This window comes from Methylosinus sp. Sm6, assembly GCF_019802345.1.
Classification (GTDB): Bacteria; Pseudomonadota; Alphaproteobacteria; order Rhizobiales; family Beijerinckiaceae; genus Methylosinus.
On sequence record NZ_JAINDZ010000001.1, the window covers coordinates 1 to 22,793 of the forward strand.

Consider the following 22,793-nt stretch of genomic DNA (forward strand, 5'->3'; position numbering starts at 1 on the left):
GTGGCAGACTGAAATGGAGAGGCGTTGTCTCCACAGACTGCTGACTCGCAACAACAAGTTAGAGTCAGTATGTTAGACTCTAAGTTAAGCGCGCGATTTTCGCTTTCGCTGTCGTCGGTTGGAGTGGGTTTGGGTTCCCGATAGCACGATAGTCGGGTTCCCGATGGCACGACATTGCCGGTTCCCGATAGCACGAGGCCATTCACAGCCTGTCCACAGGGCGCCGACGGCTCGAAAGCGAGCAGCGTCCGGCCGCCGATCTCGATCTCGATGAAAAGCGTGTAGCCGGGCAGCGGCTGGCGGCGAATGATGTCGCGCAGCTCGAACGCGAAGCGCTTGAAGGGCGAAAGGCTGCCCGATTTCTGGTGCAGGTGGCGGAAGTCGAAACGCCAGCCGTTACGCTGCCGGCCGCCATGCTTACGCACCAGTCGGTAAAGCCAACGATCGAGTCCGCCCGTCAAATCGAAATAGGCACGGTCGATGGTGAGCACCAGCGCGTCGTTGAGAACGGCCTGGTAGAACCAGTCGGGCACGATCAGCTCGATCCCCGCGGGCTTGTTGCGGTGGCAGGTGCGTTCCTGCCATTCGTTGATCCACGAGAAGCGATGGCGTCGGCCCTCGGCCGGCTGGCGGATCGACGTGGAAACAGTGGTCGATTGCAGCCGGTCGAGCGCCGCCTTGAGGCGTTGGTAGTCGCGCAAGCCCGTGCCGCGGCCGATGAAGGTGAGAATTTCGTAAGGGGTGGCGGCCATCAGCCGCGAGGTACGCAAGCCCGCGTCGCGCGCCTCGACGATCTGGCTCGCCGCCCAGATCAGGATGTCGGCGTCCCAGATGGTCGCCATGCCGTGGTCGGGCACGGCCTCGACTCGGATCGCGACATTGCCGGCGGCGAAGTCGATCGGCGCTACGCGATGTGTCTTGGAGAGAGAGAAGAACGGATAGGCCATGAGATCCTGCGCATCTCGTGGCGCGAAGTCGCCGGGGAGCGCTCGGAAGAGATCGAGCTGCCCGCGTTCCGACAGAGACCGTTGCCGCGCCACTCGGGAAGCCGCCTGCGATCAGCGCGGGTGGCGGTCGGGTCGCGGAGACGACGGCTGCGCCTGGCGCTTGGCCGGAAGGACTTGCCCGCGAGGATCGGAGGTGGACGTGACCGCGCCGCGCGCCGCCCAGGCTTCCAGATCAAGAACGGAATAGACGACGCGCCCACCGAGCTTTCGGTAGGCCGGTCCGGTCCCATAGGTCCGGTGCTTTTCGAGCGTGCGCGCGGAAAGGCTGAGAAACTCAGCCGCTTCCTTGGTGCGAAGGAAGCGCGGCGGCAGAACGGCGAGATCGGGTCGCATGGAGCGGGCCTCCGTGGCGTTGCGGGCGGCCGCTGCAAATGAGCGGCGGACGATGGCCACGATGGCGAAGAGCTGCTGTCTTGGGGGATGGCGAAGATAAGGGGGCGAAAATCGCACACCCTGGCGGTGGGCGGCGGTAGGTCAGCGGCGCCGCCGCCGCAGCAGTCCGAGATAGCCGCCGGCAATCAGGCTGAGGCCATCCTTGACAAGGTCGATGGTGGCGTCGCGGAGGGGTGAGGTTTTCCAAGGATCGTCAGCGACACGGGCCGCACCGAAGATGGCGTCAGCGATTTCTCGGTAGCTTGCGCCGTTCATGCGGCCATCGACGGCCTGGAGCATATGGCGCTGCCGGCGACGCTGCTGCGCGGTCAGCCGCGCGTCGGGAGGCACGGCGCGATTGTTGATGGCGCGCCAGAGACGTGTGACCGCCTCGATGCGGTCGAGCCCGTCGGCGCCGAGCGGGACCAGCGCGGCGAGGGGGTGATCAGACGGAATGTCCCCTAGCAAGAGAAGGCGGACGGCGGCGGCGCCATGTCCGTGGACGATGCTCAGTCCGTCGATGCCGACGCGAGCAGTGGTCTGATCGAGATCCCGCGGGGCTGCGGCGTCGAGGTCAGCCAGCGGAGGCGCTGCGGTCAGAATGACGAGGCCAGGATCGGCTTCGGGCGCCCAATAGATCGTCGTTTCGGTAGCGCTGAAGGACGGACGAACAGCGAAATTGCAGCCCCCAGCGTTGGCGGGTTCTATCAGTCAGCAGCGAGGCTTCAGTTTCGTGACGTCCAATTTCGGAATAATCGCGCTGATAGTCGCCATTGCGCCGAAGCCATTCCCAGGCGAGGTCGGGTGCGACAAGGCGGTCGAGATAGTCATAGGCCGACGCCGATCGCCACCTGGATATGTCAGGCCTCATCGCTGTCCTCCAGTCTCAGATTACTGGTGCATAATCGGGCTGGATACGATTGCTGGTTGAGCAAGATGCCGGAAGTCCTCTCTCCGGCAACACACGATGCCGGAAAGGCATCACCTCTACTGTCAGTGGCGGCCCTCGCGAACGAGCTGGCGATAGCCGTGCTCGGTCATCCAACGGGCGCGCGCGAGATGGCTGTCGTGGACATGGCGCGCGCGGTCGGGATCGCGGTCAGGGTCGAGACCGAAGAGGATCTCGACGGCTTCGCGCCAGTCGGCGCCGTCCGTCGCCGCATCGAGCAGGCGGAGATAAAGCTTCATGTGCTCGCGGTCGTAGCTCGTGAGCACGGCACTCTCCGGCGGTTCGTCCAGGAATGTCTTATGTGTCAAATCGATCCCCGGAGGCCGATCATAGCCATGCTTCAACGAGTTGTTAACCGTAAGCCCCCGAAGCGGCAAACGCCAAAAGCGCGCGAGGGCGCAGGCGCAGGATCATATCGCGCGCATGTAACGCTATGACGAGAAGGTCGTGTCGATCTTCGCACGGACAAGCATCACCCCTTCGCCCTGGTCGGAAGAAAGAAACACGATGCCGTTGGCCTCCAATGTGCGGCGCACCTGATCGCGGGTGGCTTCGTACACCTTGAGTCCGTTCTCGGACTCGAGGCGCTTCAGCGCGGTCAGCGATACCAAGGCCTTGTCAGCGAGCGTCTCCTGCGTCCAACCAAGCAACGCGCGTGCGGCCCGCGTCTGTCGGGCGGTGATCATGCATGATCACCTCCTACAGACCCGAATGCGCGCACCAGAACTACGACTAAAATAGTCGCTCTTTGGCGGTTTAGCCAGCCGAAAACGCCGTTTGTTCGGCGTCTTCATACGACTTCCGCGAACTGATTCGGTCGCTTTCAGGCACTTCGTCCCGCCCGGATGATCCGGGCGGGACGCTGCCCTGAGCCTTAGTCGCCGTTGCGGCGGTTCGGGCGGGACCAGATGAGGCTGTAGCCCTCTCCGTCCTCGTCGTCGAAGAGGTTGGCGTAGATGGGCGCGTTGAAGCTCGGATCGTCGAGCTTGAGGCCCAGGTAGTCGCGGCCCTCGTTGGAGCGCTTGGACCAGGCGGCGCCGATCTCGGCGCGGCCGACCAGCACCCGGTGGCTGGGGGCGTTCTCGCCGGTGGCGCGGGTGTCGGGGACGATGCGCACGCCCTTGGCCTGAACGCTGAGAGTGACGATTTCGCCGGTGAACTCGTTCGAGCCGGTCTTCTTGAAGGTGCCGATGGTCGCCATTTTCAATTCTCCGTTTCCGTTTTCGAGCCCGCACCATTGCGGCCTCGATGGCGATCGGTTGGCCGGAGGCGACCGACGGCGCACCCCGAAGGGGCCTGACAGCTAAGGAGGAACTTTCTTGTCCCGCGAGGAATGACGGCCTTGGCCGGCAGGGGAAGAAAGTTATGACGCCGCTGTTGCGTCATAGGCGGTCGAGGCGCAGCCGACCTTTGGCCAGATCAGCCCATCGAAGAGGCCGTTTGGAGCGGTCTGGGGACGGGATAAAAACGGAGATGATGGCGACTACCTGCAACCGACAGGCAGAAGCGGCCGAATCCTCGCCGGCGCTGTCTCACCGTCTCGATCAGGTCCGCTTGCGTTGTCGTTCACGCCGATGCCGCTGGCGAGATCGCCTTCCGCTCCGCGTGGATCGGCCATCGCGCAAAAAAAGCGCCGCGGTTCAAGCAGTCCAGCGTGCACATTACGCACCAAGCCTCTGCGTGGTCCGAACTCCAACGCCACACCATTCCGACCGCATGAGGATGTGGGCGGCACTAACGTCGGGCTCTATTCCGCCGGCCAGTGGGTACGACGTCTTGGGGATTCTGATCGAGTCCGGCGACTGCCGCCAGCTAGTCGGGGCGCTTTGGCGTGAACTGGTGCGCTTGGAGATACGCCGTCACAAGCAGGACGAGTTCTCTTTCCAGACGCGGTCTGACCTGCGCCGGCGCATGTTCTTTAAGCAAGGCTTGCACCGGACCGAGCAGGGCGCCGAGCGCGATCTTGGCGACCATGGCGGGATCGTCGAAACGCGCGTCGGACGCGCTGGCCAGCATGGCTGCGATAGCCGCCGCGATGCGCACGCGCATGCGAGCGGCAAGCACCGCGCCGCCCCGTTCTTCCGCGACGGCATAGAGCGCCTTCGCTTCTTCAGGGTCGCGCAACTTCGCAGCGAGGAAAGCAACGACGAAGGCCGCGGCCATTTCGGATAATTGTTTGCCCCGATGTTCGTGGCAGGCGCGCTCGACGGCGGCGGCGATGCCCTCCAGATGCTTTTCGAGGACGGCGGCGAGCAGCGCGTCGCGGTTCGGATAGTATTGATAGAGGCTTCCGACCGACGCCCCCGCACGCTCGGCGATACGGGTCGTTGTGCAGCGGCTCAGGCTCTCCTGGATCAAAACCTGAATGGCCGCAGCGTGCAGCGCTTCAACGGTGACCGCGGAGCGCGCCTGAACCGGGGATTTTCTGGGCTTTAGGGTCGCTGCGAAGGCGCTCATGGAATGCGAATTCAGAAAGTGAAGGATTCTTCATATATTCGCATGGGCGACTTGAAACAAGGACCTATGCAATGACGACCACATTCACCTTGGGCGACCGCACCGTGAAACGGATCGGCTACGGCGCGATGCAGCTCGCGGGACCTGGCGCCTTTGGTCCGCCGAAAGATCGTGATGCGGCGCTGGCCGTGTTGCGCGAAGCGGTGAGAGCCGGGGTGAATCATATCGACACGAGCGACTTCTACGGACCGCATGTCACCAACCGGCTGATCCGCGAGGCGCTGCATCCCTATCCAGATGACCTCGTCATCGCCACCAAGATCGGCGCGCGGCGTGGCGCGGACGGCTCATGGCGGCCAGCCTTCTCGCGCGAAGAACTCGCGCAGGCTGTGCATGACAATCTGCGCAATCTCGGTCTGGAAGCGCTCGATGTGGTCAATCTGCGCGTGATGTTCAGCGCTCACGGCCCCGCGGAAGGTTCGATCGAAGCGCCGCTCACTGCGCTCGCGGAGCTTCAGCGGCAAGGCCTGATACGCCATATTGGCCTCAGCAACGTCACCCCCACTCAGATCGTGGAGGGACGCGATATCTGCGAGATCGTCTGCGTACAGAACCGCTACAATCTCGCGCACCGGGCTGACGACGCTCTCATCGACGAACTCACCGGCAGCGGCATCGCCTATGTGCCCTTCTTTCCGCTCGGCGGGTTCACGCCGCTGCAATCCTCGACCCTGTCCGATGTCGCTCGGAGTCTCGACGCCACGCCCATGCAGGTCGCAATTGCCTGGCTGCTTCGTCGCGCACCCAATATCCTGCCGATCCCCGGTACGACGTCGGTCGCGCATCTGCGGGAGAATCTCTCCGCGATCAAACTCGATCTGCCGGACGAGGCGACTGCTTTGCTCAACGGCGTTGCGGCAAATATCGGTTCGTCTGACTGAGCGATCCTTGCCTTCTGGTAGGTGCAGCGGCGTAGGGGGCCACATTTTCTTTGCCAGCTTGCACCGGTGCAGCCGGCAAACGTTGCGCGATGCCCCGACCGGATGGGACGGCGGACGCCCTAGGACGCGCATGAAAACCGTTGCTCCGACCGCCGCTGCGCCGACGATCGAGAAGACGATCTGCCAGGTTCCGGACGGCATGGTGTGTTTCACGATGCCGTGGGGGCGAACGCAATAGGGCAACTGACGGAAGCTATCAGCTTGGGAGGACAATGTTTTCCTGCTTCAGCGCATGTTGGACCGCCTCACGTCAGAGCACGCGTGCCATGACATCAGACCAGGCCGGATAGTCGGCCTGCATAGCAAAGCCCGAGGCCATGCCCCACAGGAAAAAGACCAAAAGAAAGGGATCAACGCAGGAGTAGGCATCACCAACCGCCCATGACCGTCCCGCCATCAGGGTCTCGATATGGCGATAGGCATCCGCAATATTGTCGCGTCCCTTTGCGGATATCGCGTTGAAATGAGTGCTGTCGTGAATGAAGCGCGCCGGACGCCACAATTGCCCGTAGCCAATTGCGTGCAACGTGCTTGACAGCCAATTGAACCATTCCAGGCAACGAAATTGATCCATCGGGTCGGCCGGCAGCAATCGCGCCTCTGGGTGCGTCTTCGCTAAGTAAACGACAATAGCGGGAGCTTCAGTGAGCAGAATTCCGCCAAGGTCCAGGACCGGCACGCGGCCCTTGGGGTTGGTCTTGAGGAACGCCGGCTCGGTTGTCTTTCCCTCCTGTACCGACACCAGCTCCAGCCGATAAGGAAGCCCCAGCTCCTCAAGCAGTATATGCACCGCCAAGGAGCAGGCGCCGGGCGAGAAATACAGGGTGATGCGATTTTCATCCTGGTTTTTGATCAAGGCGAACACTCCTTTTTCGGGTTCGTGGATCCGCCTTGTGTTCTATTCGCCGTCAATTTATGATCAAGAACATATTTAAGGCTCCAAGGACGATCAGATGCCCTATTCCAAAGCCCATACGCAAAGGGCTCGCCTGCGCATTTTGGACAGCGCCGTGCAGTTGTTTTGCAAACGTGGTTATGACGGCGTCACATTGGACGAAATTACCCAAGGCGCGGGGCTGACGCGCGGGGCCTTTTACGCGCACTTTGATTCGAAGCAGCGGGTCTATGTGGAGGCCATTTTGCACGCCGCCGCACATGGACCCATGGCGGCGTTGGGCGACACCTCCAAGGAACCGGCTCTGAAGTCCTTGGTCCGGTCCTATCTCGATATGGGCCATGTTCGTCAGGACGGCCCGATCTGCCCCATGGCCTTTCTGGTCACCGATGTCGCCAAACAGGAAGACGAAATCCGTGACGTCTATACGCAGGTATTTAGGGACACCGTTACGCGGATTGCTGCTCTTCGATCGGCAGGGGGCACTGACACGACTTTAGCTCTCAGCGCCATGCTCATCGGCGCTGTCGCTGTAGCGCGCGCACTCAAGGATGTGGAGTTGTCTGAACAGCTCCTCGCCGCTTGCGTGTGGGCGAGCGAAAATGTGCTTGCCTCTCACGCGGTGTCGTAGCCGATGAACAACAGCCCCTTGGCGGCGAAGCGGGCGTGTCGACGCGGTGCCACCGTCAAGCTGGAGCGGTAGTTGGGCCGGTCGGGCTTGCGCTCGCCATCGCCGTGACGCGCACGAAAGCCGTGATCCCGACCGCGACGGCGCCGATGACCGAGAACACGATCTGCCAGGTCTCCGATGGCATGGTTTGTTTCACGATACCGTGCGTGGCGTGATATCCCGCTATGGCGGCGGGCGCGACGAAGACGAGCGCAATCACCAGCCGCGCCCAGAGCGGGCGGACGATCATGAGCAGGATCTGCCCGATGCCGAGGGTCAATCCTGCGCACGCGATGCCGATGAGGATCGCACCGAGCCAACCTGTGCCGGTGTGATAGGCCCATGCGCCAGCGGTGACGCCGGCGAAAAAGGGCAGCGCGAAGACGGCGAGCGTAAAGAGCAGCCAACAGAAGAAGCTGATCGCCGCGATGCTGAGGAGAATGCCGAGAAGGATCATGGTGGTGGCTCCGTGAGAAAGGCTCTGACGGTTGCGCCTTCCACCACCACCACGGCGCGGGGCAGAACATAGCAGAAGACGATCGTCAGCAGGGAGCGGAAACAGGCAAGGTTTCATCTCGACCGCGACGATCTTCGCCCCGTCATGGGGCGAAGGGGTCGACTTCGCGGACGATCTCGGCGACATCACCGTCGTATTCGGCGGCGGGCATGACCGAGAGGCTGCCGTCGCCGGCGCGGAAGATCACGATGGCGACCATCAGGGTGGTGGCGAGGCTGAAAGCGAAGGCTTGGGCGTCGTTGAGAGACATCTATCCGGCTCCTGTTCCGAGCGGAGGACCATCCCCCGCTGACAGGCGCCCGACGTGTCGGACTGAGCGCTGCAATCACCGCGCAGGCGAAGCCGCAGCGGCGGCATGCTCGCATAGCCGACCCTTTACGGGTTGATGGCGACAAGCGATCAGTCGGACCAAGGATCAGCGCAGAAAAGCGGGGGTGGTACGCAACCAATGGGAGGCGACGGACTCGGAGTGCATTGCTTTAGGCGGATGACACATTGCAGCTTGCGCTCCAGTTGCCGTCGTTCGGCGAAACCGCAAGATCGGTCGAGCAGGTTATGGCCATTAGCGACTAGCTAGTGCCGCCACGGAGGAAGGGACGATGAAGGCGGCGCTTCAAAACTATCGTGCCCGGATGCGGCGGGTGCTGGACTATATTGACCGGCATCTTGACGGTGATCTGGACCTGGAAACGCTAAGTCGAGTTGCGGCCTTTTCGAAGTTTCATTTCCACCGGCAGTTTGCGGCGACCTTCGGGTTATCCGTGCATCGCTATGTCCAGCTCGCCCGCATGAAGCGTGCTTCCTACCGGCTGGCCTATAGGGACGTCCAAGACGTCACGGAGATAGCGATGGATGCCGGTTACGACGCGCCGGATGCCTTCGCCCGCGCCTTTCGGCAACGGTTCGGGCAATCGCCTTCGTCGTTCCGGAAATCTCCCGGTTGGGGGCCGTGGCTTGCGGCCTTCGGGCCTCTCGACAACGCGAGGAGCAAGCTCATGCAGAAGACCTTTACCACGGACGACGTAACGATTCGCGATGTGCCCTCGACGCCGGTGGCAATCATGGAGCATCGGGGCGACCCGGCGACGCTCGGCGCCACCATCCAGCGGTTCATCGCATGGCGCAAGGCCGCTGGCCTGCACCCCAAGACCAGTCCGACCTTCAACGTCTGGCGTTCCGAGCGGCGTCCTGCCTCTCCTGCCGAATACAGCGAGGACCTTTGTGTCGGGACCGACCAACCGATCGAAGCGAACGGCGAAGAGATCAAAGCCGGCGTGATCCCCGGCGGACGTTGTGCGGTGCTGCGCGTCGTCGGCTACACCGACAATCTGGAGCCCGCCGCGCTCTATCTCTATCGCGACTGGCTGCCGGCCAGCGGCGAGGAAACCCGCGACTTCCCGATCTATTGCCAGCGGCTGAGCTTCTTCCCGGAGGTGCCAGAGCATGAGGCGGTCGCGGAACTGTTTTTGCCGCTGAAGTAGCGCCCTCTGATGGCGACCTGTCCCTTCTGAACGCAAGAAGCGGGCAGGCCGCTGTCCACCATTTGTTGACGCCGGCATACTGGGCGGCGCTTACCAGGCTGTGTGAAAACCTCCTGAGTTTCGTTCCCAACGGGGCCCTTTTCCTCGCGCATTTCACCAAATCAGTGTATAAATTTAAGTAGATAATTCAATGTGGAGCAGATATGAGCTACGTTACCGGAGCTGATCGGCATCAGTCAGCTTTCCTGCCGCCTGCCATCGAAGATTATGTTGAGAAAACTGCGCCCGTTCGAGTCATCGATGCTTTCGTCAATCAACTCGATTTCTCGGCTCTGGGTTTCGGACGGGCCATTCCTGCGTCAATTGGTCGACCAGGCTACGATCCCAGAGACATGTTGAAGCTTTACGTCTACGGCTATCTCAACGAGGTCCGCTCCTCGCGACGACTGGAGCGCGAGTGCCGGCGAAATCTCGAACTGATGTGGCTCGTTCGCCGGCTGGCGCCAGATCACAAGACAATCGCGGACTTCAGGCGAGACAATGGAGCCGCGATCGTCGGCGCCTGCCGCGCTTTTGTGCTTTTCTGCCGCGATCAGGGGCTTTTCGCCGCCAGGCTCCTAGCCATCGATGGCGCGAAGTTCCGTGCGGCGGCCAGCCCGATTCGCGTCATGGACCGACGCCGGATCGCAGAGGAGGCAGAAAAGGTCGACGCTCGTATCGCGAGTTACCTTACCGACCTCGACAAGACAGACGCGAACGAACCTGCCGACGATCCCGGCGCGACCGCAAAGGCGATCGTGGCGCTGAAAGAGCGTCGAGTCGACCTGGATCTACTGTCGGCGCGTCTCGATCAGGACGCGCGCAGCTTGGTTGTCGATGGCGAGCTCGACGCGCGGCCGATGGGGTTCGGCCGAGGCGGGAAGCCGCCGTCATACAATGTCCAGACCGCGGTCGACGCCGACACCGGCTTCATCGTCCATCACGAAGTCACAGACGAAGTGAACGACACGCGCATGCTTCACCCGATCGCAAAAGCCGCGCGCGATCTGCTCGAACGAGAAGAGCTGATCGTCGTGGCCGATACGGGCTACTCTAATGGCAACGCAGCAGCGGCCTGCGAAGCTGATGGCATCACCGCCTGCGTCGCGGCCAAGCGTTCGGTCAACAATCGTGGCGACGGCACTCAGTTCGATCGTGCCGACTTCACATACGACGCGGCTCACGATCAATACACTTGCCCTGAGGGACGCCTGTTGCGGCGCAAAGGCGGCGTCAATCGAAACGGCTACTACTATGTGTCGAAGGATTGCTCGAACTGCGCACTGAAACCGCGCTGCACTCAGGCGGAGGTTCGCTGGGTCAGTCGGCACCAACACGAAGATGCTCTGGAGAGAATGTCGGCGCGCGTCGTTGCCGATCCGGGGCTAATGCGGCGGCGACGATGTTCAGTGGAGCATCCGTTCGGAACGATGAAGCGAATGATGTCGGGCCGATTCCTGACCCGAGGCCTTCCGGCGACGAGAACGGAAATGGCGCTCTCCGTTCTGGCCTACAACATGATCCGGAGCATCAATCTTCGGGCACAGGCGAGCTGAGGAATAGAGTTGGTTCACGGCCGAAGGAGCCTCGTCGATGCCGAGGCTCCCCCGAGTTTTCACACAGCCTGTTACGCGCCGCCGAACTTCCAGACCGGGATGCCGAGCTTCCTGGCCTTGTCTGCGAGGTTGTCGTTGATGCCTGTGCCCGGGAAGTGCATCACGCCCTTCGGCACGATCTCCAGGATATCGTCGTTGCGCTTGAACGGCGCTGCCCGGCCGTGCTTCGTCCAGTCGGGGGCGAAGCCGATCTGCGACACGTTGCGGTTCTTCGCCCAGAGCGAAGCGATCTTCTCGGCACCCTTCGGCGACTTGCCGTGGATCAGCACCATATCCGGATGCTTCTCACGCACCTGGTCGAGCTTGGCCCAGATCAGCCGGTGATCGTTGAAGTCGAGCCCGCCGGTGACAACGATCTTCGGACCGGGAGGCAGAAGGATTTCTTGCTCGGCTCGCTTCTTCGCCATTAGGAAGTCGCGACTGTCGATCATCGCCGAGGTGAGATTGCGATGGTTGACCATGGAGCCGCTGCGCGGGAGCCAAGGCTTGCCCACCTGGCGCTCGTAGTGTTCTGCGGCCTGATCGCGCATCAGCTCGAAAGCATCGCGTCGCTCGAGGAGGGTCTGCCCTTCGGCGGTGAGGCGTTCGAGTTCGACTGACTTGACCTCGCTGCCATCCTGTTCGCGTTGGCTCCTGCGCTGCGCCTGCTCGTTGTCGTCCAGCTCGTGTTCGATTCGGCCGGTGGCGCGGTGGAACAGATTGACGGTCGACCAGAGGAGATCGTCGAGGTCGGGTTCGAGGCGTGTGTCCTCAAGCGTCGAGACCAGGGCGTCGAAGATGTCGGCGATGGCGCCGGCGACGCGGTTGCCTTCGGGCAGAGGCCGGGGATCGGGTTCGTCGGCGAAGGGACGATGGCCGTAGAGCTGAAGCTCCTGAAGAACATGGTCGGTTGGGGAGGATGAGCTGTGGTGCGGTTCGTGGTCGTCGTGCTCGCTCATGGGATGCTCCGTCGGTTGGACCGCGACCGTCGCGGCCTTCATGGCGACGAAGCCCACGGGCGGGACGGGCCGACAGCCCGAGCAAGGCGAGGGCCTTGATGGCTAAGGCCGACTATTTTGATTCGCGATGGAAAGCGCTCCCTTGGGAGCGCGCCGGAAAATAGTCGGCCGCCGCCATTGTCGGGCCGGCCCGTTTGTGGGCCGATCGCCCTCTCGAAGGCCGAGGCGCGGTCCTCTCCGAGGGTCGAAGCATCCGGGCGGGCATGACAGCCGCCCGCCGCCGCCCGCTCACCTTTGCCGGCTATGTCGCGAGGACCATGAAGCCTGCGACGTCCTGGGGCGCGAGCTGCACCCGAATACCAGCCCGAAGTGCGCCGATGCCGAGCGTTCGAAGATCTTCGTTGAAGTCTCCGAGTGCTGGCGAGAGCGGAATAGCCTCGATCCCGTCCGCGTTCGCCCGTTCGATCAGGCTATCCCTCGCTCCGTCACCGGCCGGATCGTTGTCACGGACGATGTAGAGCCGCCGCAACGTGACCGGGAACAGGATGGCGGCGAGGTGTGCAGCCGAAAGCGCGGGCGCCATCGGCATTTCGGGCAGAACCTGCCGAAGCGACAGCATCGTCTCGATGCCTTCGCCGGCCGCCATCACGTCGCCCGGCGTTCCAAAGCGGACCGCGTGACCGAGCAGGTCGCCCATCGCCTTTCGCTGCGTGTCGATCGGCGCCTTGCGGGAGCCGTCAGGCGCCAGCCAGGTGCGATGCGCGCCAGTGATCCGCCCGCCGAGGTCGGTGACGGCGGCGATCATGGCAGGCCAGATCTCGGTCGGGCTGTGCTCGTCCGGTCGATAGTAGCAGCGTGGATGGAAGCGCAGGCTTGCGGTTCCGTGCAAAGCCGTAATGCCGCGAGTGCGGAGATACGTCTCTACGAGCGAGCCCGCGATCGGTTGCGACATGGCGAATAATCGGCGAGCCGCTTCGGTCGAGCCCGCCGGCGCCGGAGTCGCATTTCGCCTCCGTGCGATCTGCTCCGGTTCGGGATGCGGCAGGCTGAGAAAGGTCCGCGCTTCCTCGACGATATTGGCGAAGTCGATCAGGCCGAGCGTCTCGCGGATCACGTCGAGCAGGTCGCCATGTTCGCCGGTGGCGGCGTCGGTCCATTTGCCTGCCGGACCTTTCGGGGAATCCTTCAGCCGGACGAACATCGAGCGGCCGGCTGAATTGCGAACGTCGCCCACCTGCCAGTAGTTGCCCTGGCGGCGGCCGTTGGAAAGATAATGGCGGCATACCGCCTCGGCCTGTCGGCCGAGTCGATGCGCCAGGTCGGAAGCGTCGCGGCGAGACATTACGCAGGCTCCCGCTCGGAGATGCGCTCGATCGGATAAGTGTCGAGCAGCTTGCCGAGAACGACAGGACCAGTCGTGTCCACGGGGATGAAGAAGCGGAGCTTCCACGAGATGATCTCGCTGAAGAGGCCATAGGCGCGCAGCCGGTCCCGCATTGCTTCGGTAAAGCCGGACAGCTCGATGCGATGCACGCCCATGACGCGCACGCGGCGAAGCTGGAGCCCTTCGGCGAGGTCGAGAATCGTCTGGCCGTCTGACAGGGCTGCATAGGCGTCATCCGCGGTCAGGCTGGATGCGCCTGTCGCCGTGGCGTTTGCCACCCAGGCCGGTGAGACACGTCGGCCGATGATGCGCTCGCCGTCATCCGTCTGAAGGCGATAAACTCGCGTCGATTCGTCCGGCAGCCGCTTCCACACCGGCAGCAAGAGACCGGCGACGACATGGAGAGTGCTGTCGGTAAATGCCGGCACCTCGGAGGCCTCGCGGCTCCAGGCTGCGGCGAACGAGTCGCGGTCAGCCTTCTGCCAATGGCTTTCCGCCATCATCTTAAGCGAAGCGTGATGGTGCTCCATTGGGCGGATCAGCCGGATGCGGCGCTCGATCTCGCCATGATCGAGCATGACGCTCGGCGCAGGGATCTGCACGGCGGCGCGACCGGAGCGTTCGTTCACCAGCAGGACTGCGCCCGGATCGGAGAGATAGTCGAGCGCGCCGGCGAGCGTGACGGGGTGATTGCGCCGTCGCTCGGTGATGGTCAGCAAACGAGTCTCCGCGCCCGTCGTCGGATGGGTGTAGATCGTCCGCCGGCCGGTGACGACGAAGCTCTCCGCTGTCAGCGTCTCCAGCCCCACGTCATAGACGCCGCTGGCGATGGCGCCCGCGATTTTCGCATCAAGGAGCTGCTCGAAGGCGGTGAATAGGATGCCCTGCAACTCGATGGTCAGCGCTAGCAGCCGATTGAGAAAGGTAGTGATCGGCGGCAGCTCATCTTTGATGCCGTTGGAATCCATCAGCGAGAGGCCGGTGGCGGACTCGAAACGCTGAAGCGAGCACCCTTCGATCTTGCCGCGCACGAGCAGAAGATAGAGCTGTCGCAAGGCGTGACGCGCGTAGTGCGATTCCAGATTGTCCTCGGGCCGGAACAGGCCCTGGCCGCCGGTCTGGCGCTGCCCGCGGGTGATTGCGCCCAAAGTGTCGAGACGGCGCGCGATTGTGCTGAGGAAGCGCTTTTCCGCTTTCACATTGGTCGCGATCGGCCTGAACAAGGGCGGCTGCGCCTGGTTCGTCCGGTTGGTGCGCCCGAGCCCCTGAATGGCGGTGTCCGCCTTCCAGCCCGGTTCGAGCAGATAGTGGACGCGCAGGCGCTGATTCCGTGCCGAGAGTTCGGCATGGTAGCTGCGCCCGGTTCCGCCGGCGTCGCTGAACACCAGCACGCGCTTCAGATCGTTCATGAAAGCGGCCGTCTCCGCGAGGTTTGCGGATGGCGCGCGGTTTTCGACAACAAGACGGTCGCCCTTGCGCACGATGCGGCGGGAGCGCCCCGTCACCTCTGCCACCATATCCGTGCCAAACCGCTGGACGATCTGATCCAGTGCGCCGGGCACGGGCGGCAGAGAGGCGAGATGCTCGATCAGCTCGTCGCGTCGTGCGACCGCTTCGCGGCTCTCGACAGGCTGGCCGTCGCGATAGACGGGCCGCGACGACAGATTGCCCTCGCCGTCGGTGAACGGCTCATAGAGCTGCACCGGGAAGGAATGGGCGAGATAGTCCAGCACATATTCCCGCGGCGTGATGTCGACGCGAACGTCGTTCCATTCCTCGGTCGGGATCTCGGCAAGACGGCGCTCCATCAGGGCTTCGCCCGTCGAGACGATCTGGATGACGGCGGAATGGCCGTCGGCCAGGTCCTGCTCGATCGAGCGGATCAGGGTCGGCGTTTTCATGCTGGTGAGCAGATGTCCGAAGAAGCGTTGCTTCGCGCTCTCAAAGGCCGAGCGTGCAGCCGACTTCGCCTGCCGGTTCAGCGTGCCGCCGTCGCCGGTGATGTTGGCCGCTTGCATCGCCGCGCCGAGATGGTTGTGGATGATCGAGAACGCCCCGGCATAGGCGTCATAGATGTGCCGCTGCTCCTCCGTGAGCGGGTGCTCGACCAGCTCGTATTCGACGCCATCATAGGAGAGTGAGCGGGCCGCGTAGAGTCCGAGCGACCGCAGGTCACGGGCCAGCACCTCCATCGCCGCCACACCGCCATCCTCGATCGCCTCGACGAACTCGGCGCGGTTGGCGAAGGGAAAGTCCTCCCCGCCCCAAAGGCCGAGCCGCTGCGCATAGGCAAGGTTGTGAACCGTGGTGGCGCCGGTGGCGGAAACATAGACAATACGGGCGTTAGCAAGCGCGTGCTGGAGGCGGAGCCCCGCACGCCCCTGTTGGGAGGGAGCGAGATCGCCCCGTTCCCCTTTGCCGCCGCCGGCGTTCTGCATCGCATGGCTCTCGTCGAAAATGATCACTCCATCGGAGTCGGAGCCCAACCATTCGACGATCTGCCGGACGCGCGAAACCTTCTCCCCGCGGTCGTCGGACCGTAGCGTGGCATAGGTTGTAAATAGGATGCCCTCCTGAAGGGTGATGGGCTTGCCCTGCGGGAAGCGCGACAGGGGCGTGATCAGCAGGCGCTCCATTCCGAGTGCCGACCAATCGCGCTGCGCGTCCTCGAGCAGCTTGTCGGACTTGGATATCCAGACGGCCTTGCGGCGTCCCCTCATCCAGTTGTCGAGGATGATGCCGGCCGACTGACGGCCTTTGCCCGCGCCCGTCCCGTCGCCGAGCATGAAGCCACGACGGAAGCGGACGGCGCCAGCCGCGCTTTCGGCGGCGGCGGAAACGAGGTCGAAAGTCTCGTCTACCGTCCACGAGCCAGCGAGGAACTCGCCATGCGCTTCGCCGGCATAGATGATGGTCTCGAGCTGGGCGTCGGAGAGCACGCCGTTGCGGACGATGTTCGCCGGCAGCATCGGCCGATAGCTCGGTTTGGGCGGCGCGACCGACGCCATCGCGGCAGACTGCACAAGCTTGGTCGGATGGGCCTGGGCGCCGGGGATGCGGATCGACTGAAGCGTATATTCTTCATAGATCGCGTCGGTCAGCCGCGCGCCTTCCGGCGGCGTCCAATCCACGGCCTCATAGGCGAGTTCGACACCCTCGGGATCGATGGAGGCAAGTCCCGCCGGACCCACTGTTGCGCTGCGTGCGAGGTATCCGCGCACGGTGTGGAGTGCCTGACGCTCGATGGAGGCGGCGGTCATCGGTCGCGTGACGGCCATGCGCGGCGGCACCTGCGCCTCGACCCAGCCGAGCAGCGTGGCGACGTCCGGCGCGATGCCGGGTGATGTCGGAAACGCGGCCGGATCGGCGGCGGGTCGCTTGTCGATGACGGTGATCCGCGTATCGATGGTCGTGCCGTGCTTGGCATAGACCGCGCCGCCGATCGCTGCGGTGAAGACGACGGTGCCGCGTTCCTGAAGGTGGGCGAAAGCATCACGCCAGGCCGGGAAGTCCGGTCCGAAATTGGCGCCGGTGATCGTGACCAGGCGCCCGCCATTGACGAGGCGAGCCAGCGCCGAGGCGACATGGCGATAGGTGGCGTCGGCGACGCGGCCGGAGACGTTCGCCATCGCCGAGAATGGCGGGTTCATCAGGATGACGGAGGGCAAGGCGCCCGGCGTCAGATGATCGTCGATCTGGGCCGCGTCGAAGCGAGTGAGTTTGCAAGCCGGAAAGAGAACGGCGAGCAGATCGGCGCGGGTCTCGGCCAGCTCGTTGAGGAGAAGCGCGCCGCCGGTGATCTCGGCAAGAATGGCGAGCAGGCCCGTGCCGGCCGATGGCTCCAGCACGATGTCGTTCGGCGTGATCGCAGCCGCCGCTACCGCCGCGAGGCCCAGCGGAACGGGAGTCGAGAACTGCTGAAGCGCCTGGCTCTCTTCCGAGCGACGGGTGTGTGTCGGAAGGAGGCCGGTGATTTTCGTGAGTGCGGAAAGCCGTGCTGCCGGAGACGCGGCTTTGCGGAAAAGCGCGCGTCCGTATTTGCGGAGGAACAGGACGGTCGCGACCTCGCAGGCGTCGTAGGCCGTTTTCCAGTCCCAGGCGCCGGAGGCGTCGGATGCGCCGAACGCCGCTTCCATCGCGGCGCGCAGGATCGCGGCGTCGACGCGCTCGCCGCGTTCGAGATGACCGAGAAGGTGATGGGCGGCCGCAACGACAGCGGACGCATGGGCAACGGGCACGACCGGAGCGGTCGCGGACGACATGATGTTCATGAGGGGAGCCTTCAGGAGAGCCGGAACGGGAAAGCCCGGACAGCGCTCTCTCTCGACCACCCGGACTCATCCCGTCCCGGCGGGCCTCTCACTCTCAAGTCGCGGCGATAGCCGGCACGAAGAAAGCGCCCGGCCGTGAGGCAGGGCGCTTTTCGGATCAGCCGAAGCGACGGCCGGTTTCGGTGAAGGTGTATTCGTTGGCGATGATCGCCTCGTCGACGGCCTCGTCCGATGTCTGATGCTCGTATTCGCGTTCGAGATGCCTGTAGAGCCAGCGGGCGAGATCGCGCAGCGCCTCGATCACGACCTCCTCGGCATCGGCCGTCATGTCCTGATAGGTCGGACTGTCGCGCTCGACCGAGATCGCCATACAATATTCGTGACAATAGTGGCCGCGATGGCGGGCTTCGGCGCTGAGCTGGTAGAAGTTGCGGCGCTGGATCGCTTGAAGCGCATCAGCGATGCGATGAAGCTCGGCGTCCTGCGGCGCATACTCCCTGATCCTGCGCCGGGTGGTCTTCCGGTAGGAATAGAAGGTCTCGAAGCAGGCCCCGTCCCCCTGGCTCCAGAAGCCCCGGAACCAGATGCAAGGCTTTTGCCGGGTGCCGCCGCCATGGAGGCGGACGGAACGGGTCTTGAGACGCAGGCCGAGGATCTCGCTGACGCGCTCGAAATCCTCATAGATGAACTCGAACCAGTCGTGGTCGAAGGCGCCTTCGCGATACCAGGCGCGCGCCTTCTCCTTGGCGGCGTCGGAGAGTTCGTCGAGCCGATAGACGGTGGTTTTGACGATTTCAGGCATCGGGGTCGCCTCCGCCGAGCACCTGGGCGAGCCAGCGGTCCGTGTAGGTCCATGCGACCGTCTCGCCGGTGGCGAGATCGAGGACGTGCGCGCCGCCGCCGAAACCGTCGAGGCGCGGCCGGGAGCAGGTGTTGGCGTATTGGAAGCCCCATCGACCCGTGAGGCCGAATTCTGCGGCGCAGATTTTCACGAACTGGATCAGGCGCTCGGGATCGCCGGTGACGTCATCGCGCATCCAGAGCTGGGCGCCGCCGTGCTCGGGCTGGATCGAGAGAAGAAAGCCCTCGGAGGGCGGTTCCTCTGACGCGCCCTCCTCGGAGAGCTCGTTGTAGAGGTCGAGCGCACGGGCGGCGTTATCGGGCGTGCCGACGTCGAGAAGGCACGAGAAATGGGTGAAGTAGTCGGCCATGTCGGGCTCCTGAAACGAGAAAGCCCGGCGCGGCGGCCGGGCTTTGGAAAGATTCGCGGAAGGATAGCAGGGCGGCCGAGACCGCCCTGCAAGGCATGTCATTCGGCGGCGATCGCCGGCGCGTCCTCGTCGTCGCTGTCTTCGGAGAGGAAATCCGGCAGCGCGGGGTCGTCGCCGGAGTCGGTCTCCGCCGGCGTCTCCACGGCCTGTTCGCCGTCGATGTCGCCGAGGCGCAGCGGTTCCGGCAGCCAGCAGGTGTCGGCGAGCAGGCGCTCGGCCTCCTTGGCCATGTCGGCCTTCTTGAGGTGGTCGATGAGTTGGGCGGCCCTTTCGCCGGCGCCTTCGCGAACGGCTTGAAGGATGCGCGGTTTGGTGACACGGCCGAGATAGTTGCTGACCGTCGGCCGCCAGCCTGCCTCGATCATATCGAGCCCGGTCGCTCGCGCCAGCCGGTCGGCCTGCGCGAGACGAACCTTCAGCCCGTGCTCGCTGACGCCGGCGCCGCTGTAGGGGTTCGGCCGCTCATAGAGCGCGTTGACCCCATAGCTGACGCAATGCGCGAGCAGCGCCATGCGGCTTGTCTCGTCGAGGCCCGCGAGCCAATCCCACAGCGCCTCGTCGTCCGCCGGGACGTCCGCCTTCCATGCCTCATGGCGCTCGGTGACGGTCTTCGCCGAAACGCTGTCCTTCAGGTCATCCGCCTGCGTAGGGAAGAAGACGTGCCGGACGTTAGCCTCCAGGCAGCTCGCCGCGGAACGCTGCTGGAAGGTGTCGGAGACGAGCTTGTGGAGCAGCATCGTCATGGCGACTTGCGGATGATGCGCGACGGCGTCACGCAGCGCGAGCGTGCGATGCGCGGTCAGCTCGATCACGAGGCGTTCGGGCAGCGGCTTGATGCCGTCGTCTTCGTCCTCCTCCGGCTCCGTGGACTGGCCGCCGATGGTGATGGCGGCGCGCTGGACGGCGGGAGCGGCCGGATCGTCGGTGATGCTGTCCACCTCTTGGGCTTCGCCATCTTCGCGCTCGACCGGAATTTCGTCCTCGGGACGAACATAGCCGCGATCCACCGACAGCGAGCCATCGGCGTTGATGCTGACGAAGACGCCGGCGATGGGGATCTCGGCCGGATCGTAGATCACGGGACGCTGCTCGAAGGCGTCGAGCGCCTGTTCGATCTCGCCGAGGCGCTGGTCGATCTCGTCAGGCAGCTCTTGGGCTTCCGCATATTCGGCTTCGAGACGATCGTATTCGTCACGAAGCGCCTCGCGGGTAGTGCGTTCCTCGTCGGTCATGTCGACCGTGACGCCGGCCAGTTTGCGCAGGCCGTGATCGTGGCCATAGGGGAAGCTCATCGCCACATCGACCCACTTCCAGCCTTCGCTGGCGATTTCCTCGGCCGACGTCTTCAGCTTCTCGGCGACGAGGCGATCCAGCAGCGCGGGGTCTTGCAGCCAGCCGCCGTCGTCATCCTGGAACAGGTCGCGCAAAACGCTGCCGCCTGCCGTCTCATAGGCGTCGAGGCCGACGAACACGGCGCGCTTGTCGGAGGCGCGCACCGTGGTCTCCGTCAGCATACGACGGATCTGATAGGGCTCCTTCGACCATGAATTGCGAACGGTCTCCCAGACCTGTTCCTGGCGGGCGTGATCGTCTGATACGGTGAACGCCATGAGTTGCTCCAGCGTCATGCCGTCCTCGGCATAGACATCGAGCAGCGTCGGCGAGACCGAGGCGAGCCGCAGGCGCTGCTTGACCACCTGGACCTGCACGAAGAAGGCGGCCGCGATCGCTTCCTCGGTCATGCCCTTGTCGCGCATGGCCTGGAAAGCGCGATACTGATCGAGGGGATGAAGCGGCGCGCGCTCGATGTTCTCAGCCAGCGACAGCTCGTCGACGAGGATGCCGCTGTTCGCCTGCGACATGACGCACGGCACCGGCGACGTCTTGGCGAGGCGCTTCTGCTTCACCAGCAGCTCGAGCGCGCGATAGCGGCGCCCGCCGGCCGGCACCTCGAACATGCCGGTCTCCTGGCCGTCGGCGTCGAGCACCGGCCGGACATGCAGACTCTGGATCAGGCCGCGCCGAGCGATCGAGGCCGCCAAGTCGTCGATCGAGACGCCGGCTTTCACGCGCCGGACGTTCGACTGTGACAGCATGAGCTTGTTGAAGGGGATGTCGCGCGAGGACGACAGGTTGATCTTCTGAACGGCAGTAGCCATCGGGATGTACTCCGCGACGGGCGCCGAGAGCCTCTCTCTCGACCTCCAACCCGTCACGAAGCGAAGCGCCGCCCTCTCACTCTAAGACGGCGCAGAGGCCAGATCGAGTGACGCAGCTCGCCGAGCCCGTGATCAGCCGCTGAAATCGGCCGAACGCTCTCACGTCATCACTGGCCGGTCGACCGGGTGGAGCATCCGCGAACTCACGGCGATCCGGTTCCAGACATTGATCGTGCCGATGGCGATCGTGAGTTGTCCGATCTCCTCGGTCGAGAAGACCGCTCGGACAGCGTCGAATGCGGTGTCGGGAACGCCAGTATCGGCGATCAGCGTCAGGCTTTCGGTCCATTCGAGCGCCGCGCGATCCCGCTCGTCGAACAGCGGCGACTCCCGCCAGACGGGGAGAAGATGCAGCACCTGCGCGGGAATGCCATCTTTGAGCGCCTCCTTGACATGGAGATCGACGCAATAGGCGCAGCCGTTGATCTGAGAGGCCCTGAGCTTGACGAGATGAAGAAAACGGGCGTCGAGCCCCGACCGCGTGACCGCGGCATCGAGGGCGCGGACAGCGCTGTAGAGGGCCGGGGCTGCTTCGGCGACATTCATTCTACGTTTCATGGGCATTCCTTTCGAATTCTGCGCGGTGAGGCGTGACAGAGAATCATGGATAAGTTATATCCATGATAGGCTGGTGGCGAAAGTGGATTGTTAAGCGATGAGCGGGAGCTGCGGATGAGGCGGCTGGGAGACGGCGTTGAGGCCGCGCTGCATTGCGCGCTGGTGCTGGCCGGACTGGATGAGGGCAAGGTGCTGTCCGGCAAGAGCCTCGCCGAACTGCACGGTCTTTCGGAAAGCTATCTCCTCAAGCATCTGCGCGCGTTGACCGAGGCCGGCGTGGTCGAGGCGATTCCAGGACCGCGTGGCGGCTATCGGCTGGCGCGTTCGCCTGCCGAAATCACACTCCTTCAGATCGTCGAGGCCATCGACGGCAGGGAGCCCGCATTCACCTGCCGCGAAATCCGGCGGCGCGGACCGGGAAAGTCGAAGGACCCATGCGTCTACAAAGCCGATTGCTTCATCAAGTCGCGGATGCTGGCGGCGGAGAAGTTGTGGCGAGACGCACTTCGCGCCCAGACGGTCACGGATCTCGTCGAGGACGGTCGCAGGTTGATCGATGCGGAAAATAAACGGGCCGTCGCCACCTTCGTCGCGAAAGCCCAACGCTAGATCGGCTCAGGCGGCGCAATCGCACATCACACATCCCTGATTGGAGGCTCTCTCATGCTCGACCAAACAACATCTGCTGATGTGTCTTCCTTTTTCGAGCCCGCCAAGCACCTGGCCCGGGAACGCATCGTCAGATATTTCGCCCGCCTTGCTTTGGCGGTTGCGTTTCTTTCTGCGGTGGCGGATCGCCTTGGCCTATGGGGACCCTATACGGATGGCATCGTTGTTTCCTGGGGAAGCATGGCGCGCTTCTACCAGGATGTTGCCGTGCTCAGCCCTTGGGCGCCCGCCTGGGTGATCCCGTCTCTCAGTTGGTTGATCACAGTTCTGGAAGCAGGGCTCGGCCTGTCACTGATCATCGGATATCGCTTGAAATGGACGGCCCTTCTCAGCGGACTTCTCCTTCTCATTTTTGCGCTTAGCATGGCGGCATTTCTGAGCGTCAAGCTCATGTTGAATTACAGCGTTCTAACCTGCGCCGCCTGCGCGTTCCTGCTCTTTCTTTGAAGCAAATAGGCAAGATGCCCGATTGAGCTCTG

At 63.7% G+C, this 22,793-nt stretch carries 25 protein-coding genes; 7 read left to right on the forward strand and 18 right to left on the reverse strand.

The features are described from left to right. The 8 genes from K3F48_RS00005 to K3F48_RS00040 form a co-directional block, all read right to left on the reverse strand. The coding region (locus K3F48_RS00005) for a replication initiator protein A (protein ID WP_255607765.1) at window positions 1-947 on the reverse strand (947 nt) is incomplete at its 3' end. 111 nt (window positions 948-1,058) lie between these two features. Next, complete coding sequence (locus K3F48_RS00010) at window positions 1,059-1,340, reverse strand: AlpA family transcriptional regulator (protein ID WP_222573353.1); 282 nt, start codon at window positions 1,338-1,340, stop codon at window positions 1,059-1,061. 141 nt (window positions 1,341-1,481) lie between these two features. Further along, on the reverse strand, window positions 1,482-1,847 hold the full coding sequence (locus tag K3F48_RS00015) for a DUF2285 domain-containing protein (protein WP_255607768.1): 366 nt from the start codon (window positions 1,845-1,847) through the stop codon (window positions 1,482-1,484). A 106-nt stretch (window positions 1,848-1,953) separates the two neighbouring features. Next, window positions 1,954-2,250 (reverse strand): transcriptional regulator domain-containing protein, encoded by a 297-nt coding sequence (locus tag K3F48_RS00020; protein WP_222573354.1) that lies wholly within the window; start codon window positions 2,248-2,250, stop codon window positions 1,954-1,956. 122 nt (window positions 2,251-2,372) lie between these two features. Continuing rightward, window positions 2,373-2,636 (reverse strand): DNA -binding domain-containing protein, encoded by a 264-nt coding sequence (locus K3F48_RS00025; protein WP_222573355.1) that lies wholly within the window; start codon window positions 2,634-2,636, stop codon window positions 2,373-2,375. A gap of 123 nt (window positions 2,637-2,759) precedes the next feature. Further along, window positions 2,760-3,014 (reverse strand): hypothetical protein, encoded by a 255-nt coding sequence (locus tag K3F48_RS00030; RefSeq protein ID WP_222573356.1) that lies wholly within the window; start codon window positions 3,012-3,014, stop codon window positions 2,760-2,762. 188 nt (window positions 3,015-3,202) lie between these two features. After that, window positions 3,203-3,529: a DUF736 domain-containing protein gene (locus tag K3F48_RS00035; protein ID WP_222573357.1), complete on the reverse strand. Its 327-nt coding sequence runs from the start codon at window positions 3,527-3,529 to the stop codon at window positions 3,203-3,205. Window positions 3,530-4,140: 611 nt separating this feature from the next. Next, a complete protein-coding gene (locus tag K3F48_RS00040) occupies window positions 4,141-4,785 on the reverse strand; it encodes a TetR/AcrR family transcriptional regulator (RefSeq protein ID WP_222573358.1) in 645 nt (214 codons plus the stop codon). Window positions 4,786-4,856: 71 nt separating this feature from the next. Between K3F48_RS00040 and K3F48_RS00045 the strand changes: the two genes are divergently transcribed. Beyond that, window positions 4,857-5,726: an aldo/keto reductase family oxidoreductase gene (locus K3F48_RS00045; protein ID WP_222573359.1), complete on the forward strand. Its 870-nt coding sequence runs from the start codon at window positions 4,857-4,859 to the stop codon at window positions 5,724-5,726. A 310-nt stretch (window positions 5,727-6,036) separates the two neighbouring features. On the opposite strand, the gene K3F48_RS00050 is transcribed toward K3F48_RS00045, so the two are convergent. After that, window positions 6,037-6,642: a glutathione S-transferase family protein gene (locus K3F48_RS00050; protein ID WP_222573360.1), complete on the reverse strand. Its 606-nt coding sequence runs from the start codon at window positions 6,640-6,642 to the stop codon at window positions 6,037-6,039. 97 nt (window positions 6,643-6,739) lie between these two features. Here K3F48_RS00050 and K3F48_RS00055 point away from each other — a divergent pair, with 97 nt between their 5' ends. Continuing rightward, entirely contained in the window at window positions 6,740-7,312 is a 573-nt protein-coding gene (locus tag K3F48_RS00055; protein ID WP_222573361.1) for a TetR/AcrR family transcriptional regulator, read from the forward strand. A 55-nt stretch (window positions 7,313-7,367) separates the two neighbouring features. Here K3F48_RS00055 and K3F48_RS00060 read toward each other — a convergent pair whose 3' ends face one another. Then, the gene (locus K3F48_RS00060) at window positions 7,368-7,808 is read right to left on the reverse strand and encodes a hypothetical protein (protein ID WP_222573362.1); all 441 of its coding nucleotides are present in this window, start codon (window positions 7,806-7,808) and stop codon (window positions 7,368-7,370) included. Window positions 7,809-7,950: 142 nt separating this feature from the next. Next, window positions 7,951-8,118 carry a hypothetical protein gene (locus K3F48_RS00065; protein ID WP_222573363.1) on the reverse strand — a complete coding sequence of 56 codons (168 nt, stop codon included), beginning with the start codon at window positions 8,116-8,118 and terminating at the stop codon, window positions 7,951-7,953. Window positions 8,119-8,467: 349 nt separating this feature from the next. Between K3F48_RS00065 and K3F48_RS00070 the strand changes: the two genes are divergently transcribed. Both K3F48_RS00070 and K3F48_RS00075 read left to right on the forward strand, forming a co-directional pair. Next, the gene (locus K3F48_RS00070; protein ID WP_222573364.1) at window positions 8,468-9,349 is read left to right on the forward strand and encodes a GyrI-like domain-containing protein; all 882 of its coding nucleotides are present in this window, start codon (window positions 8,468-8,470) and stop codon (window positions 9,347-9,349) included. Window positions 9,350-9,552: 203 nt separating this feature from the next. After that, window positions 9,553-10,944, forward strand: coding sequence for an IS1182 family transposase (locus K3F48_RS00075; RefSeq protein ID WP_222573365.1), 1,392 nt, complete (start codon window positions 9,553-9,555; stop codon window positions 10,942-10,944). Window positions 10,945-11,015: 71 nt separating this feature from the next. Here K3F48_RS00075 and K3F48_RS00080 read toward each other — a convergent pair whose 3' ends face one another. From K3F48_RS00080 to K3F48_RS00090, 3 genes are all read right to left on the reverse strand, one after another. Beyond that, complete coding sequence (locus K3F48_RS00080; protein WP_222573366.1) at window positions 11,016-11,942, reverse strand: DUF2493 domain-containing protein; 927 nt, start codon at window positions 11,940-11,942, stop codon at window positions 11,016-11,018. A 301-nt stretch (window positions 11,943-12,243) separates the two neighbouring features. After that, a complete protein-coding gene (locus tag K3F48_RS00085) occupies window positions 12,244-13,284 on the reverse strand; it encodes a toprim domain-containing protein (RefSeq protein WP_222573367.1) in 1,041 nt (346 codons plus the stop codon). Next, window positions 13,284-16,955: a strawberry notch family protein gene (locus tag K3F48_RS00090; RefSeq protein WP_255607774.1), complete on the reverse strand. Its 3,672-nt coding sequence runs from the start codon at window positions 16,953-16,955 to the stop codon at window positions 13,284-13,286. Before K3F48_RS00090 ends, K3F48_RS00085 begins: the two co-directional genes overlap by 1 nt. 54 nt (window positions 16,956-17,009) lie before the next feature. Between K3F48_RS00090 and K3F48_RS24080 the strand changes: the two genes are divergently transcribed. Then, on the forward strand, window positions 17,010-17,708 hold the full coding sequence (locus tag K3F48_RS24080; RefSeq protein ID WP_255607776.1) for a hypothetical protein: 699 nt from the start codon (window positions 17,010-17,012) through the stop codon (window positions 17,706-17,708). Between the two features lie 46 nt (window positions 17,709-17,754). On the opposite strand, the gene K3F48_RS00095 is transcribed toward K3F48_RS24080, so the two are convergent. The 4 genes from K3F48_RS00095 to K3F48_RS00110 all read right to left on the reverse strand — a co-directional run bounded on the left by K3F48_RS00095 (window position 17,755) and on the right by K3F48_RS00110 (window position 21,645). Further along, entirely contained in the window at window positions 17,755-18,399 is a 645-nt protein-coding gene (locus tag K3F48_RS00095) for an antitoxin of toxin-antitoxin stability system (RefSeq protein ID WP_222573369.1), read from the reverse strand. Further along, window positions 18,392-18,808 (reverse strand): hypothetical protein, encoded by a 417-nt coding sequence (locus K3F48_RS00100; RefSeq protein WP_222573370.1) that lies wholly within the window; start codon window positions 18,806-18,808, stop codon window positions 18,392-18,394. The genes K3F48_RS00095 and K3F48_RS00100 overlap by 8 nt, the downstream gene beginning before the upstream one ends. A 98-nt stretch (window positions 18,809-18,906) precedes the next feature. After that, the gene (locus K3F48_RS00105) at window positions 18,907-21,027 is read right to left on the reverse strand and encodes a ParB/RepB/Spo0J family partition protein (RefSeq protein WP_222573371.1); all 2,121 of its coding nucleotides are present in this window, start codon (window positions 21,025-21,027) and stop codon (window positions 18,907-18,909) included. Between the two features lie 159 nt (window positions 21,028-21,186). Beyond that, entirely contained in the window at window positions 21,187-21,645 is a 459-nt protein-coding gene (locus K3F48_RS00110) for a carboxymuconolactone decarboxylase family protein (protein ID WP_222573372.1), read from the reverse strand. Between the two features lie 114 nt (window positions 21,646-21,759). On the opposite strand from K3F48_RS00110, the gene K3F48_RS00115 reads away from it, so the two are divergent. Together K3F48_RS00115 and K3F48_RS00120 are read left to right on the forward strand one after the other, a co-directional pair. Next, window positions 21,760-22,254: an Rrf2 family transcriptional regulator gene (locus K3F48_RS00115; RefSeq protein ID WP_222573373.1), complete on the forward strand. Its 495-nt coding sequence runs from the start codon at window positions 21,760-21,762 to the stop codon at window positions 22,252-22,254. Window positions 22,255-22,308: 54 nt separating this feature from the next. Next, entirely contained in the window at window positions 22,309-22,761 is a 453-nt protein-coding gene (locus K3F48_RS00120; RefSeq protein WP_222573374.1) for a hypothetical protein, read from the forward strand. The last annotated feature ends 32 nt before the right edge of the window (window positions 22,762-22,793 follow it).